Here is a 14,119-nt window from a genome sequence, read left to right as displayed (position 1 = left end):
ATTGGGGAGCCTAATGGCTGTTGTGGAAGACAAGGCGATACCTCCAGAAGCGCCGGCCCCCGGGGTACTGGGCAAGGACCGTTTCGGCATGACGTCGAAACGGGCTGCCGGCACTGACGAGCGGCTGGCCAGCACCGGCCGGCTGACGCAATGGCTGCGCCGGCCCGAAGCCGGTGCCGCCGGCGGCCTCATCGCCACCGTCATCATCTTCGCCCTGCTGCCGGGTGCGTCGAACCTCTATTCGCTACAGGGGTCGATGACCTTCCTGACGCTGGCAGCCGAACTCGGCATCATCGCCACGGCCGCAGCCCTTCTCATCATCGCCGGCGAGTTCGATCTCTCCGTCGGCTCGATGGTCGGCTTCGCCGGCGTCGTCATCGGACTGACGGTGAAATATTGGGGCTTGCCGCTGTGGGGCGGCATCGCCTGCGCCTTCGCTGTCGCCATCCTCACCGGCTACGTCAACGGCCTGATCGTTGTGAAGACCCGCCTGCCCTCCTTCATCGTGACGCTGGCGTCGCTCTACATCCTGCGCGGCCTGTCGATCGGCATCACCCGCGCCGTCACCGGCCGCACGCAGATCCCCTACATCCTCGACGGCGCGCCGGACCCGGCAACCGCGGGCCTGTTCAACGGCCATCTCCTGACTGGCTTCTTCCAATGGATGGGCACGCAAGGTTGGATCGCCACCCGCACCGACGGCATTCCCTTCGTCGTCGGCATTCCGATGTCGATCGTCTGGTGGCTCGGACTGACAGCGCTTGCCGGCTATGTCTTGACCCAGACCAAATACGGCAACTGGATCTTCGCCACCGGCGGCGACCTCAATGCCGCCCGCAATGTCGGCGTGCCGGTCGACCGGGTTAAGATCGCGCTGTTCATCTACACCGCCTGTGCCGCGACCTTGCTTGCCACCATCCAGGTGATGGAGGCCGGCTCCGCCGACACCACGCGCGGCCTGCTCAAGGAATTCGAGGCGATCATCGCCGCGGTCATCGGCGGCGTGCTGCTCACCGGCGGCTACGGCACCGTCTATGGCGTGCTGTTCGGCGCGCTGATCTTCGGCCTGGTGCAGATGGGCATCTTCTACACCGGCATCGACACCGACTGGTTCAAGGTCTTCCTCGGCATCGTCATCTTGATGGCCGTGCTCGTCAACAACTACATCCGCCTCAAGGCGCTCGGACGCGGAGGTGGCAAATGACCTATCCAAACCCATCCCCGGCCATCCAGCCAGCCATGGAATTGCGTGGTGTATCGGTCAATTTCGGCTCGGTGCGCGCGCTGCAGGATATCGACATCAAGGTCTATCCCGGCGAGGTGCACTGCTTGCTGGGCGACAACGGCGCCGGCAAGTCGACGCTGATCAAGGTTCTGTCGGGCGTGCACCGGCCGACCAAGGGCGAGATTTTCGTCGACGGCAAGCCCGTCACGTTCCGCAGCCCGCGCGACGCGCAGGACCTCGGCGTCGCGACGGTCTTCCAGGACCTCGGCATGATCTCGCTGATGTCGATCACGCGCAACTTCTTCCTCGGCCGCGAGCCGACCAGAAGCCGCCTGCCCTTCTCGCGCTTCGACAAGGAGCGCGCCAACACAATTGCCCGCCAGGCGATGGCCGATATCGGCATCGACGTGCGCGACCCGACGCAGGCCGTCGGCACGCTGTCGGGCGGCGAGCGCCAGTCGGTGGCGATCGCACGCGCCGTGCATTTCGGCGCCAAGGTGCTGATTTTGGACGAACCGACCTCGGCGCTCGGCGTGCATCAGGCGGCGATGGTGCTGAAATTCATCATCGAGGCGCGCATACGCGGCCTGGCCGTGATCTTCATCAGCCACAACATCCACCACGCCTACCCTGTCGGTGACACTTTCACGCTGCTCAACCGCGGCCGCAATCGCGGTACATACGCCAAGTCCGAGATCTCGCGCGACGAGGTGATTTCCATCATGTCGGGCGGCGAGGATTTGAAGGCGGTGGAAGCTGAGATTGCCGGGCTGTTGGCGCAGATCGGCAACCGGCCGGCCGCCGCACCCTGAGCCTGGAACACTTTTGCAGAGAGTATTAACAGCATGAGCAGGATACGCGTCGGCGTCATCGGCGCCGGCATGATTTCGCAGGTCGAGCATATTCCAAACCTGTTGCGGCTCGGCGACCTGTTCGAACTGGTCGGCGTTGCCGACCCGTCAAGGATTTCGCGGGAATATGTCAGCGAAATTCACGGCATCGCCAATTTCGAAACGCCGGAGCAACTGTTCGGCCAGAAGCTCGACGCCGTCGTCATCGGCTCGCCCGACCCGCTGCATCACGAGCAGGTACTGGCCGCACTCGGGCGCGGCCTGCATGTCTTCTGCGAAAAGCCGCTCTGCTATTCCCCGGCGGAAATCGCCGAGATCATCGCCGCGCGCGACAAGGCCGGCAAGGTCATGCAGGTCGGCTATATGAAGCGCTTCGATCCGAGCTACCGGCTGGCGCTGGCCTCGCTGCCCGGCACGGCAAAGACGTTGCGGTCCGTCTCGGTCGAGGTCAACGATCCCGATGCCTGGCCGTTCATCGCCCACCAGCGCTACAAGCGCGGCAACGACATTCCCGAGGAGCTGATTGCCGCCGCGCAAGCCAGGCAGAAACAACAGGTCGAGCGCGCCATCGGCCAGCCCATGACCGATCTGGCTTTCCGTGGGTTTACCGGCGCTTACAGCTCCGCCTTGATTCACGATGTGAATGCCGTGCACGGCCTGCTCGACGCGCTCAGCGTGCCGGAGGGCGAGGTTGTCGGCGCGCAGATCTTCGCCAATGGCGATGGCGGCCAGGGCGCGGTAAAACTGCTCGACGGCCAGGCGCTGTGGACGATGACGCATCTCACCGTGCCGAAGCTCGCCGACTACAAGGAACGCATCACGCTCTTCTTCGACGATGCCAGCCTTGAGCTCGAATTCCCCTCGCCCTGGCTCAACCATCATCCGACCCGGCTGACTGTGAAGACCTCGGACGGCCACACACTGTCGACAAGGGATCTGCGTGCCGGCTACGGCGAAGCCTTCGTCGAGGAACTGCGCGGCTTCTGGGGTGCGATCGTCAATGGCGACGAGGTGGTCAACCGCCCCGAGCACGCCGCCCGCGACCAGGCGCTGCTGGTCGCGCTGACCAGGCAGCACCTGGCCACTTCGCAGGCCGGCTGAGCGCTCGCAGGATGTGTTGAGATTCAGGTCAGGCCGCGCCGAAAACGTTGGATTTCGAGAACCGGAGCGGAGCGTACTTAAGTAAGTGAGCACCGGAAGCGCAGAAAGCCGGCGTTTGCAGGCCGGCCTCACCTGAATATCAGCATATCCTACCGGGTGTTGATGACGCCGTCGGTATTGGCGAGCAGCTTGCGCACCGCGTTGCGGGCCGCCTCCGGCCGCTGCAGGCGGATGGCCTTCTCGATCGCCTCGTGCAGTTGCTGTGCATGCTGCAGATCGTCGAGTTCGCGCGTCGTATAGGTGAACAGATGATCGAAGGCGGATTCGATCAGCACGCCGAGCGGCACCAGCAGATCGTTGCCGGAGGCGCGCAGGATGGCCAGATGGAAACGCGTATCGGCGCGCGTGCGCTCCTGCAGGCTCGGCGCCTCGCCCATCTCGCGGCAGGCCTGGCTGATCTCGGCCATCTGCTCTTCGGTGCGTCGCATGGCGGCGAAGGCAGTCGCTTCCGGCTCGATGATATGGCGGAATTCCTGCACCGTCTTCAGGAACACCTCACGGTCGGGCGCGGTCGCGTACCAGGCGAGCACATCGCGATCGAGCAGGTTCCAGCGCTCCCTGGGCTCCACCCAGCTGCCGATCTTGGGGCGCGATGCCAGAAGGCTTTTGGCCATCAGCATCTTGATCGCCTCACGCACCGCCGAGCGGCTGACGTTGAAGGTTTCGGACCATTTGGCTTCATTGGGCAGGATGGTGCCCGGCGGATAGTCGCCGCGCACGATCCGAAGCCCGATTTCGCTGGCCAGTGACGCATGCACGCTGGTGCCGGGCATCCGGGTCGCGTCAGCCCGGCGAAGGGCCGCCGGGCGCTCGGCGGATGCCCCCTTTTCAGGCTTCGTTCCCTTATTCGGCTTTCCGTCCCTCATGCGTCCACAAAGTCCGGATTTCGAAAGCTGTCAAGCAGAGTGCCGGGCGCAGACGGCAAAGCCTGCGCCTGTGCACAGATCAGGTTACAACCTTGCCCCAAAGCCCAATTTGCCAGTCCTATTTGACGTATTTGCGCCAGCTGTGCTCGGGACGGAAGCCGAGCATGTCCCTGGCCTTGCGGTTGGAAAGCAGCGTTTCATATTCGCCGAGCTTCGTCTTGACCGGCACGTCGGGATAAAACCGCTTCAACAGTTCCGCTGTCGGCAGGTCGGACGAGGTGTCGTCATTGGCGGCGTTGAACACCTGGAAGCCGAGCCCGTCCGTTTCAACGGCGCGCAGCGCGATCTGGCCGAGATCGCGCGCGTCGACATAGCTCCAGGCGATGCGCTTGCGAAAGCCCGGATCGGCAAACCACTTCGGAAACAGCGAATATTCGTGCGGCTCGATGACGTTGCCGATGCGCAACGCATAGATATCGGTGCCGTTGCGCTGCGCAAAGGCGCGCGCCGTGTGCTCGTTGACGACCTTGGACAGAGCATAGCTGTCCATCGGATCGACGTCGTATTCTTCATCGAGGGGAAAATATTTGGGGTCGCGCGGTTCATTGGCGAACACCACGCCGTAGGTGGTCTCGCTGGACGCGATCACCACCTTGGGGATGCCAAGCTTCACCGCCGCCTCGATGACGTTGTAGGTGCCCATCGCATTGATGCGGAACACCTCATTGTCGGTCGTGATCATGATGCGCGGTATGGCGGCGAAGTGCACCACGGCATCGACCGGCTGCGGGCGCAGCGACGGGTCGAATTCGTGCAGACCCATATAGCTCGACAGCGCGTTGAACACCTGGCCGCTGTCGGTGATGTCGGTGATCAGCGTGCGTACCTTGGGATTGTCGAGCGGCCTGGTGTCGATGTTGAGCACCTGGCAGCCCTGTTCGACCAGATATTGCACGACATGGCGACCGGCCTTGCCGCTGCCGCCGGTGAACATGATCCGCTTCGTCATTTTCGTCTCCAATGCCTAGGATTTCCGTGTATTGTCAGACAATATGGCATTCCGCAACCACCCTCGCCCGCCAGACGGCGGCGCCCACTATCAATCATCGCAACAGGACTTCAAGACATGACCACGACCGCCGCGAGCGAAAAGATCGGCTTTATCGGCCTTGGCCTGATGGGGCACGGCATTGCCAAGAACATCGTGGACAAGGGCTATGGCCTGACCTTCCTCGGCCGCAAGAACCGCAAGCCGGCGGAAGACTTGGCTGGCCGCGGTGCGAAGGAAGTGGCCACCTCGCGTGAGGTGGCAGCGGCATCCGATATCGTCTTCATCTGCGTCACCGGCTCGCGCGAGGTCGAAGCCATCATCCGTGGCCCCGGCGGCCTCAAGGAGGGCCTGAAAAGAGGCTCGGTTGTCGTCGACTGCTCGACCGCCGATCCGGTCTCGACGGTAGCGCTGGCGGCGGAACTGAAGGAGATCGGCGTCGACTTCGTCGATGCACCGCTCAGCCGCACCCCGAAGGAAGCCTGGGAAGGCACGCTCGACGCCATGGTCGGCGCGCCCGACGCGCTGTTTGCCCGTGTGAAGCCGGTCATCGAAACCTGGGCCGGCCGCATCGTCCATATTGGCGATACCGGTGACGGCCACCGCATGAAGCTGCTCAACAACTTCATCTCGCTGGGCTATGCCGCGATCTATTCCGAGGCGCTGGCGCTGGCCGAGAAGGTCGGCATCTCGCCACCGCGTTTCGACAGCGTCATCCGCAACGGCCGCATGGATTGCGGCTTCTACCAGACCTTCATGCGCTGGACGCTGGAGGGCGACCGCGACGCGCATAAATTCACCATCGCCAACGCCTTCAAGGACCTGACCTATCTGGAATCGATGGCGGGTGCGGCCGGCATCGCCAACCCGCTCGGCAACGCCACCAAGAACTCCTTCGCCGGTGCCCATGCCACTGGCCCGGCCGAGCAATTCGTGCCGATGCTGGCGACATATATCGGCAAGGTCAACGGCGTCGACCTGATGCCCAGCAAGGATGGCAAGAAGCAGACGATTTGAGGTGGCGAAAAGCCTGTGTCAGCGCCTCGACCGGCCGATAACATCGTCGGTGTTGGCGAGCAGTTTGTGCACCGCATTGCGCGCGGCCGCAGGACGCTGCAGGCGGATGTTCTTCTCGATCGCCTCATGCAGCGCCTGCGCCCGCCGCTGATCGCTGGTCTCGCGTGTGACGAAGACAAAGAGATGATCGAGCGCCGACTCGATCAGAACGCCAAGCGGCACCAGCAGATCGTTGCCCGAGGCGCGCAATATGGCGAGGTGAAAACGCGTGTCGGCGCGGATACGCTCCTGCAGGTTCAAAGCCTCGCCCATCTCACGACAGGCTTGGCTGATCTCGTCCATCTGCTCGTCGCTGCGCCGCGTGGCGGCAAAGGCCGACGCTTCCGGCTCGATGATGTGACGGAACTCCTGCACCGTGCGCAGGAAGGCCTCCCGGTCCGGCCCGGTCGCGTACCAGGCCAGCACATCGCGGTCGAGCAGGTTCCAGCGTTCCCTGGGCTCGACCCAGCTGCCGATCTTGGGCCGTGAAGCCAGCAGGCTTTTGGCCATCAGCATCTTGATGGCTTCGCGCACCGCCGAACGACTGACATCGAAGGTCTCGGCCCATTTGGCCTCGTTGGGCAGAATCGTGCCGGGCGGATAATCGCCTCGCACGATTCTGAGGCCGATCTCGCCGGCCAGCGAGACATGGACGCTCGCTCCCGGAAAATGCGCGGCACCGGCCCTGCGCATGACAGCCGGACCGCGGCTGGCTTGTGCCTTGGCCCGCTCGGCTCGCTTCTTTGATTTCTCGTCCGGCATTCACGTTCCAATGCGTCGGCCGTCTGCGTCCGGACTGGTCCGAACCTGCACGGCGCGCCGATCTCGTTGCCGAAAATCCAAACTACAGACGCGTCAAAGCCGGAGCCTGCTGCCCCAACCGTTGCGTCCGTCCGGGAAGAGACGGGGCGCCCGTCAAAGGGCGCCCCGAAATCGAGAACCTACTTCTGGATGCAGGTGTCGACCGTGTCCTTGGTGCATTCGTCGAGGCCGGTGAACACCGGATCGGCGACGGCCTTGCCTTCGACCAGATCGATCATCACCGATGGTGCCTTGTAGCCCATTTCGAACGGCCGCTGACCAACCAGAGCAGTTACAAGGCCGTCACGGGCGATCGCCACTTCATCGCCGATCGTATCGGCGGCACCGATGACGAAGTCGTTGCTGGCGATGCGGTCCTTGAGCGGCCCGAACAGGTCGCGATAGGGCTGCGGTGCGCCAAACAGCGGCCAGCCGCCCATGATGCCGAAGGCGTCGAGCTTGGGATTGGCGGCGAGGATGTCGGTCATCGCCTGCACGCCCTTGGCGCCGTCGTCATTGGTGAACACCGGGCAACCGGCAACTTCGGTCCAGCCGCCTTCGCCGGCAAGTGCCGCCAGGCCTTCCTTGCCCGACAGCGCGTCACGCATGCCCTGCGCCCGGCGCAGGATGTTGTCGGCCGCGGGATTGCCTTCGATGGTACAGATCGTGCCGCCGTTCGGCTTGCCCTTCTTGATGTACTCGCCGATCTTGTGACCCATCAAATAGTTGTCGGTGCCGAGATAGGTCTTGCGCAGCGCGGCATCTTCCTTGCTGAGATCGGCGTCGAGCGTCATGATCGGGATCGTCGGATTGGCGGTCTTGATCGTCTGCGCGATCAGCGGCGCGTTGGATGGCGAGATCGCCATTGCCACCGTGTCGGCCTTGCTCAGCATGTCCTGAACGATCTGCGCCTCGCCCGCCTCGTCGGAAGTCGATGCCGGGCCGGTGTAGAAGCATTCATATTCCGAGCTGGCATTTTCCTTGTTCCATTTCTCGCAGCCCTGGTGGATGGCTTCGAAGAATGGATTGTCGAGACCCTTCACCACGATTACGAGCTGTTTCTTGGCCAAAGCCGGCCCGGCGCCCAGCGCCATGGCGGCGACGGCGGCGAGCAAAAGTGTTTTCCTCATGTCAGTCCTCCCTTGAAACAGACGGACACGGCGTGCCCGCCACACAGATCGACCGGATGCTTAATGACCGAGGTTCGTTTCACGAGCACTCGTGTCGCCAAGACAGATCGATAAGCATTTCCAGATGCGGCATTGGCCCGGCTCAACACATGGGTGGCGCCGCAACCTCGACCGATAAACCTCCGCCGATTCCGCCCGGCTAACCGCCAGCGACATCGGCACAATCTCCTCCGACGCTTAGCTAATATCGGCTTGCGGCCAACGTCAATGCTATTTGTCCTACAAAACGGATTTTTGGATAACCAACGCTTCAATTCGTCCGACAATTGATTGACGAGCGCCGGCTTTTGCGTAAAACAACGCTGACGCTGTTTCCGGGAGGAGATGGGGAGAGCGGGGCCAAAGCAGCGCCGGCATTCACGCCGGGAACAGCAGCGGGTCGCAAAACACGGGGAGGCAAAGACTGGTGGCGGTTCTCGAACTCACCAATATCTCGAGGCATTTCGGCGCAATCCAGGCGGTCAACGACGTATCGCTGTCGATCGAGCCCGGACAGGTGGTCGGCCTGATGGGCGACAACGGCGCCGGCAAGTCGACGCTGGTCAAGATGATCGCCGGCAATTTCCGCCCCAGCCATGGCGTCATGCGGATGGACGGCAAGGAGTTGATCCTGCACAAGCCGGCGGAAGCTCGCCAGCACGGCATCGAGATCGTCCACCAGGACCTGGCGCTGTGCAACAATCTGACCGCTGCCGCCAATGTCTATCTCGGCCGTGAATTGCGCCGCGGCCTCGGCCCTTTACGCATCCTCGACTATGCCGCCATGTACAAGCGCGCCGGCCAGCTATTCGCCGAGTTGAAGTCCGAGACCCGTCCGCGCGACCTCGTCAAGCAGATGTCGGGCGGCCAGCGTCAGGCGGTGGCGATCGCGCGCACCATGCTGTCGCAGGCCAAGATCGTGTTGATGGACGAACCGACGGCCGCGATCTCGGTGCGCCAGGTCGCCGAAGTGCTGAACCTGATCCGCCATTTGCGCGACCAGGGCATCGCAGTGGTGCTGATCAGCCACCGCATGCCTGACGTGTTCACCGTCGCCGACCGCGTCATCGTCATGCGGCGCGGCCGCAAGGTCGCCGACAAGACGATTGCGTCAAGTTCGCCCGAGGAAGTCACCGGGCTGATCACCGGCGCCATCGAACAGGTTTGATCTCAGCGAATTTCACCACGCACAGCAGATGAAGGTCGACGATGGCACTGACAATTGACCAGCCGATCGAACAAAAGCAGCAATCCTTGCCGGCAAGACTGTTTGCCAGCCAGACCTTCTGGGTGGTGATCGCGGTCATCCTGGCCTGCCTGTTCCTGTCTTTTGCCACCGACGCCTTCGCAACGTCGAAGAACCTTTACAACATCACCCGCAACATCACCTTCGTCGCCATCATCGCGCTCGGCATGACCTTCGTCATCATCACCGGTGGCATCGACCTGTCGGTCGGTTCGGTGCTCTGCCTGTCGTCAATGGTGCTGGCCGTCACCATGCATGCCGGCTACTCCATCGAGGTCGGCATCCTCGCCTCGATCGCCACCGCGCTCGCCATAGGCGCCTTCAACGGCATCATGATCGCCTATCTCGGCTTTCCACCCTTCGTGGTGACGCTCGGTATGCTGTCGATTGCCCGCAGCCTCGCCATGGTCGCCTCCAACAACACCGTCGTCTTCCAATTCGGCCCGGATCACGACAAGCTTCTGGCGCTGGGCGGCGGTGCCTGGGTGTTCGGCATCGCCAATCCGGTGCTCTACATGATCCTTTTGGCGCTGATCACCGGCTTCACGCTGCGCTGGACCAAGTTTGGCCGCCACATCTTCGCCATTGGCGGCAATGAGCACGCGGCGACGCTGACCGGCGTTCCCGTCAAGCAGATCAAGGTCGCCGTCTATATGATCTCGGCGCTGGCGGCGGGCATTGCCGGCATCATCCAGACCGGATGGCTGGGCGCCGTCACCACCAATCTCGGAACCGGCATGGAACTGCAGGTCATCGCCGCCACGGTCATTGGCGGCGCCAATCTCGCCGGCGGCGTCGGCACCGCCTTCGGCGCCATTGTCGGTGCCGCGCTCATCGAAGTGATCCGCAACAGCCTTGGTCTGCTCGGCATCAATGCTTTCTGGCAAGGCGTGTTCATCGGCGGCGCCATCCTGCTCGCGGTGCTGTTCGACCGGATCCGCAACTTCAGGCGCAATGACTGAATGTTTTTGGACTGAACCTTTCGGCTGGAAACCGTTGCCTTGACATCGAAATCCCTGTTCGAGCTCAACGGCCGGCTGGCGCTGATCACCGGCTCCGGCCAGGGCATCGGCCTGGCGCTAGCGCGCGGCCTTGCCGAGCATGGCGCAAGTGTCGTGCTCAACGGCCGCGATGCCGGCAAGGTTGCCGGTGCCGTCGCCGGCTTGCGCGATGCCGGCTTCAAAGCGCACCCCTCGACCTTCGACGTGACGGATTTTCGCGCGGTCGATGCCGATGTCGCCCGCGTCGAGGCCGAGATCGGCGCCATCGACATCCTGATCAACAATGCCGGCGTGCAGTTCCGCGCTCCGCTCGAGGACTTTCCCGAGGAGCAGTGGGAGCGGCTGTTCAAGACCAATGTCTCCGGCGCCTTCCATGCCGGCAAGGCGGTCGCCCGCAATATGATCGCGCGCGGCAAGGGCAAGATCATCAACATCGGCTCGGTGCAGAGCGAACTCGCCCGGCCCAACATCGCGCCCTATACGGCCACCAAGGGCGCAATCCGCAATTTGACCAGGGGCATGTGCACCGACTGGGCGAAACACGGCTTGCAGATCAATGCCATCGCCCCCGGCTATTTCCGCACCGAGATGAACCAGGCGCTGGTCGACAACCAGGAATTCTCCGCCTGGCTGGAAAAGCGCACGCCGGCCGGCCGCTGGGGGTATGTCGACGAACTGATCGGCGCCGCCGTGTTCCTCGCCTCCGACGCCTCGTCCTTCGTCAACGGCCATACGCTTTATGTCGACGGCGGCATGACGGCTTCGGTTTGACGGTTCTTCCCTTCTCCTGTGGGAGAAGGGGAAGCCCTATCGCTCAGTCTGAAAATCCGTCGGCATAAGCGGCCCCCCAAGCTCACCACACCTCCCAGCCTTGACGCGACCCCGAACTCAGCCGCACAATCCCGTTGCAGGCGAAGGGAGGCCAGTCGTCTGCGGGAGGTATACCCATGAAGGACGCGATCAGGCTCTATTGGGGCCGGTTCGGACATGTTTCTGTCCTGAATGTCGCCAGCGACTTCGTCACCCATGCGCATGTCGAGGCCCACATCATCATCTGGCTGGAGGGCACGGCCGGCGAGATGACCGTCGGCCGCGAGACGGTGCCGCTGGGTCCCAGCACCGCCGCCGGCATCAATTCCTACCAGCCACACAGCCACATTCTGTCGCAGAACGGCAGGCCCGGCCTGTTCCTCGCTTTCTACATCGATCCGGATTGGGCGCGCCGGCGCCGCGACCTGCCTTCGTCGGCGCCGTTGTTTGCACAGGCTGCGATCACGCTCGAACCATGGCTGCACCAGGCCGCCGCCAACCTGCTCGATCATTTGAGCGATAATGAAAGCATCGACGACGTCGCCAATTACGAGATCGAGCGCTTCATCGATAGCGTGCTTGACGCTGCCGACGCCTCGGCGCCGCAGGAGGCGCGCATCCGCGTCAACACCATGCAGGATTTCCGCGTCCGCAAGGCGATCCAGCTGATGAAGGCCAATGTCTGCGAACGCATCTCGTTCGACGACGTCGCCCGCAGCGTCGGCCTGTCGCGGCCGCACTTCTTTGCTTTATTCAAGGAACAGACCAATCTGACGCCCAATGTCTACTGGAACACGCTGCGCATGGAGGAAGCCGTGCGGCAGCTGCAGTGGTCGCAGGAGCCGCTGATCTCGGTCGCCTGCAATCTCGGCTTCACCACCCAGGGCAATTTCTCGCGCTTCTTCCGCGACCATGTCGGGGTGCCGCCGACGCTTTACCGCGAGGCGGCGCGGGCCATGGCCTGAGCCAAGCCGCTCGTTTTTCAGACTCCTTGATAGGGCCGCAAGACCCATTGATAAGCGCAGCGCCGGCCGCCGCCCTACCCTGCAGCGTATCGAATTCGTAGGGGAATGATCATATGGCTGAAGTCACCGTCTCCAGCGTCATCGACGCGCCGGTCGAAAAGGTCTGGGTGCGCATCCGCGACTTCAACGGCCTGCCGGGCTGGCATCCGCGCATGGTCAAGAGCCATATCGAAGACGGCAAGAGCGCCGAAACCATCGGCTGCGTGCGTAATTTCGAGCTCGCCAGCGGCGCGCGTATCCGCGAAAAACTGCTCGACTTCTCCGATGCGGATTTCCGCGTCAGCTATTCGATCCTCGAAACGCCGCAACCGCTGACCAATCACAAGGCGACGCTGCAATTGCGCCGCGTGACAGACGGCGACCGCACCTATGCCGAATGGACCGCGAGCTTCGACGCGGCACCCGACGAGGCCGACAAGATCGCCGCCGGCATGGCCGCCAATGTCTTCCAGGGTGGCTTCAATGCGTTGAAGAGCCATTTTTCTGGCCAGAGCTGAGTCAGGGGAGACTGCCATGGCGCTTGCCCTCCAGACCTTTTCGGCCGTCAGGGATGCCAACGCGGCGCTGAAGGCGCCCGGCACCCGCTATCTCGGCGGCGGCACACTGGTCGTGCGCGCCGCCAATGAAGGCGATATCTCCGTCTCCGGCCTTGTCCGCTCGACCGATCCGACCCTTTCCGGGATCACCGTTGCCGGCGGCAAGGTCCGCATAGGCGCTTCGGTGACGATGGCGGCTATCGCCCGCCATCCCGAGCTTGCGGCGCTGTCCAAGGCTGCGCGCGCCGTCGGCGGCCCGGCGATCCGCAATATGGCGACTGTCGGCGGCAATCTGTTCGCACCCGCGCCCTACGGTGATTTCGCTGTCGCCCTGCTGGCGTTGGATGCGACGGTCGGCACCGATGATGGGGAATTGCCTATCGAGGATTTTCTGGCCAGGCGGGACGACAGCCGCGCCATCGTCACGTCAGTCGCCTTCGCGTTGCCGAAGACCGAGAATTTCCGCTTCCTGAAAGTGTCGCGGGTCAAGCCGAAGGGCGTCTCGGTACTCAGCATCGCCGCCGTTCTCGAACAGGCCGGCGACGGCACTGTCTCCTCGGCGCGGATCGCGCTCGGCTGCATGGCAGACCGGCCGATGCGCGCCCGTGCTGCGGAAAAGGCACTGATCGGCAGCAGGCTCGAGCAGGAGGGCGTCGCAGCGGCGCTGGCTGCAGCCGGTGAAGGCGCTTCGCCAATCACCGACCCGATCGCCAGCGCCTGGTATCGCGCCGAGGTTCTGCCGGTCCATCTCGGCCGGCTGCTGCTTACTTAACCACCGCTTGGGGGGCGCGCGTCTGTCCGATCAATCGGGCAGGCGCGCTGGGAGGAAAACATGGCAAAGGTTCCGGTTCAGTTCACGCTCAACGGCTCGGAGAAGGCCGAATTTGTCGACAGCGGCACGACGCTGCTGCACGCGCTGCGCGACAAGATCGGCGACACCTCGCCCAAGGGCGGCTGCCACCAGGGCACCTGCGGCGCCTGTTCGGTCATCATCGACGGCGAACTCCGGCTCTCTTGCCTGACCCTGGCCGAGACCTGCAGCGGCGCCGACATCCGCACCACATCGGGCCTCGCTGAGGCCGGCGTGCTGCACCCGCTGCAGCGTGCCTTCCTCGATGCCTTCGCCACGCAATGCGGCTTCTGCACGCCGGGCATGATCATGGCCGCCAAGGTGCTGCTCGACCACACGCCCAATCCGAGCCGCGAGGACGTGATCGAGGCGCTGTCCGGCAACATCTGCCGCTGCACCGGCTACGAGCCGATCATCCAGGCGGTGCTGACGGCGGCCCGAGCCAATTCGCAGAACGCGGCCTAAGGACCAAAA

15 protein-coding genes are annotated in these 14,119 nt (G+C 63.5%); 11 read left to right on the top strand and 4 right to left on the bottom strand.

Translation table 11 applies throughout. The annotated features are described in order from the left end of the window. Positions 1 to 88 precede the first annotated feature (88 nt). The 3 genes from NL532_RS13240 to NL532_RS13230 are packed head-to-tail and all read left to right on the top strand — an operon-like array spanning position 89 to position 3,177. Positions 89 to 1,204: an ABC transporter permease gene (locus NL532_RS13240; protein WP_023687958.1), complete on the top strand. Its 1,116-nt coding sequence runs from the start codon at positions 89 to 91 to the stop codon at positions 1,202 to 1,204. Then, entirely contained in the window at positions 1,201 to 2,037 is an 837-nt protein-coding gene (locus NL532_RS13235) for an ATP-binding cassette domain-containing protein (protein ID WP_050588879.1), read from the top strand. The genes NL532_RS13240 and NL532_RS13235 overlap by 4 nt, the downstream gene beginning before the upstream one ends. 33 nt (positions 2,038 to 2,070) lie before the next feature. After that, the gene (locus tag NL532_RS13230) at positions 2,071 to 3,177 is read left to right on the top strand and encodes a Gfo/Idh/MocA family protein (protein WP_023673056.1); all 1,107 of its coding nucleotides are present in this window, start codon (positions 2,071 to 2,073) and stop codon (positions 3,175 to 3,177) included. A gap of 149 nt (positions 3,178 to 3,326) precedes the next feature. Here the strand turns inward: NL532_RS13230 and NL532_RS13225 are convergent, their stop codons facing one another. After that, on the bottom strand, positions 3,327 to 4,103 hold the full coding sequence (locus tag NL532_RS13225; protein WP_023725423.1) for a FadR/GntR family transcriptional regulator: 777 nt from the start codon (positions 4,101 to 4,103) through the stop codon (positions 3,327 to 3,329). Positions 4,104 to 4,221: 118 nt separating this feature from the next. Next, entirely contained in the window at positions 4,222 to 5,112 is an 891-nt protein-coding gene (locus NL532_RS13220) for an NAD-dependent epimerase/dehydratase family protein (protein ID WP_023712090.1), read from the bottom strand. A gap of 117 nt (positions 5,113 to 5,229) precedes the next feature. On the opposite strand from NL532_RS13220, the gene NL532_RS13215 reads away from it, so the two are divergent. Further along, the gene (locus tag NL532_RS13215; protein WP_023682235.1) at positions 5,230 to 6,168 is read left to right on the top strand and encodes an NAD(P)-dependent oxidoreductase; all 939 of its coding nucleotides are present in this window, start codon (positions 5,230 to 5,232) and stop codon (positions 6,166 to 6,168) included. An 18-nt stretch (positions 6,169 to 6,186) separates the two neighbouring features. Here the strand turns inward: NL532_RS13215 and NL532_RS13210 are convergent, their stop codons facing one another. Both NL532_RS13210 and NL532_RS13205 read right to left on the bottom strand, forming a co-directional pair. Continuing rightward, the gene (locus tag NL532_RS13210) at positions 6,187 to 6,969 is read right to left on the bottom strand and encodes a FadR/GntR family transcriptional regulator (RefSeq protein WP_023712091.1); all 783 of its coding nucleotides are present in this window, start codon (positions 6,967 to 6,969) and stop codon (positions 6,187 to 6,189) included. A gap of 179 nt (positions 6,970 to 7,148) precedes the next feature. Continuing rightward, positions 7,149 to 8,138 carry a sugar-binding protein gene (locus NL532_RS13205; RefSeq protein WP_023673050.1) on the bottom strand — a complete coding sequence of 330 codons (990 nt, stop codon included), beginning with the start codon at positions 8,136 to 8,138 and terminating at the stop codon, positions 7,149 to 7,151. Positions 8,139 to 8,604: 466 nt separating this feature from the next. On the opposite strand from NL532_RS13205, the gene NL532_RS13200 reads away from it, so the two are divergent. The 7 genes from NL532_RS13200 to NL532_RS13170 all read left to right on the top strand — a co-directional run bounded on the left by NL532_RS13200 (position 8,605) and on the right by NL532_RS13170 (position 14,110). Continuing rightward, positions 8,605 to 9,345 carry an ATP-binding cassette domain-containing protein gene (locus tag NL532_RS13200; protein ID WP_023682237.1) on the top strand — a complete coding sequence of 247 codons (741 nt, stop codon included), beginning with the start codon at positions 8,605 to 8,607 and terminating at the stop codon, positions 9,343 to 9,345. 41 nt (positions 9,346 to 9,386) lie between these two features. Beyond that, on the top strand, positions 9,387 to 10,385 hold the full coding sequence (locus NL532_RS13195) for an ABC transporter permease (protein ID WP_023673048.1): 999 nt from the start codon (positions 9,387 to 9,389) through the stop codon (positions 10,383 to 10,385). A 39-nt stretch (positions 10,386 to 10,424) separates the two neighbouring features. Further along, a complete protein-coding gene (locus tag NL532_RS13190; RefSeq protein WP_023829207.1) occupies positions 10,425 to 11,195 on the top strand; it encodes an SDR family oxidoreductase in 771 nt (256 codons plus the stop codon). Positions 11,196 to 11,371: 176 nt separating this feature from the next. Then, the gene (locus NL532_RS13185; protein WP_023829206.1) at positions 11,372 to 12,199 is read left to right on the top strand and encodes an AraC family transcriptional regulator; all 828 of its coding nucleotides are present in this window, start codon (positions 11,372 to 11,374) and stop codon (positions 12,197 to 12,199) included. 113 nt (positions 12,200 to 12,312) lie between these two features. Continuing rightward, entirely contained in the window at positions 12,313 to 12,756 is a 444-nt protein-coding gene (locus tag NL532_RS13180) for an SRPBCC family protein (RefSeq protein WP_023753577.1), read from the top strand. 16 nt (positions 12,757 to 12,772) lie between these two features. After that, the gene (locus tag NL532_RS13175; protein ID WP_023753578.1) at positions 12,773 to 13,567 is read left to right on the top strand and encodes an FAD binding domain-containing protein; all 795 of its coding nucleotides are present in this window, start codon (positions 12,773 to 12,775) and stop codon (positions 13,565 to 13,567) included. Between the two features lie 60 nt (positions 13,568 to 13,627). Next, a complete protein-coding gene (locus tag NL532_RS13170) occupies positions 13,628 to 14,110 on the top strand; it encodes a (2Fe-2S)-binding protein (protein WP_023746979.1) in 483 nt (160 codons plus the stop codon). The last annotated feature ends 9 nt before the right edge of the window (positions 14,111 to 14,119 follow it).

This window comes from Mesorhizobium sp. C120A, assembly GCF_030323105.1.
Taxonomy (GTDB): domain Bacteria; phylum Pseudomonadota; class Alphaproteobacteria; order Rhizobiales; family Rhizobiaceae; genus Mesorhizobium.
This window is presented reverse-complemented; position numbering and strand designations above follow the sequence as displayed.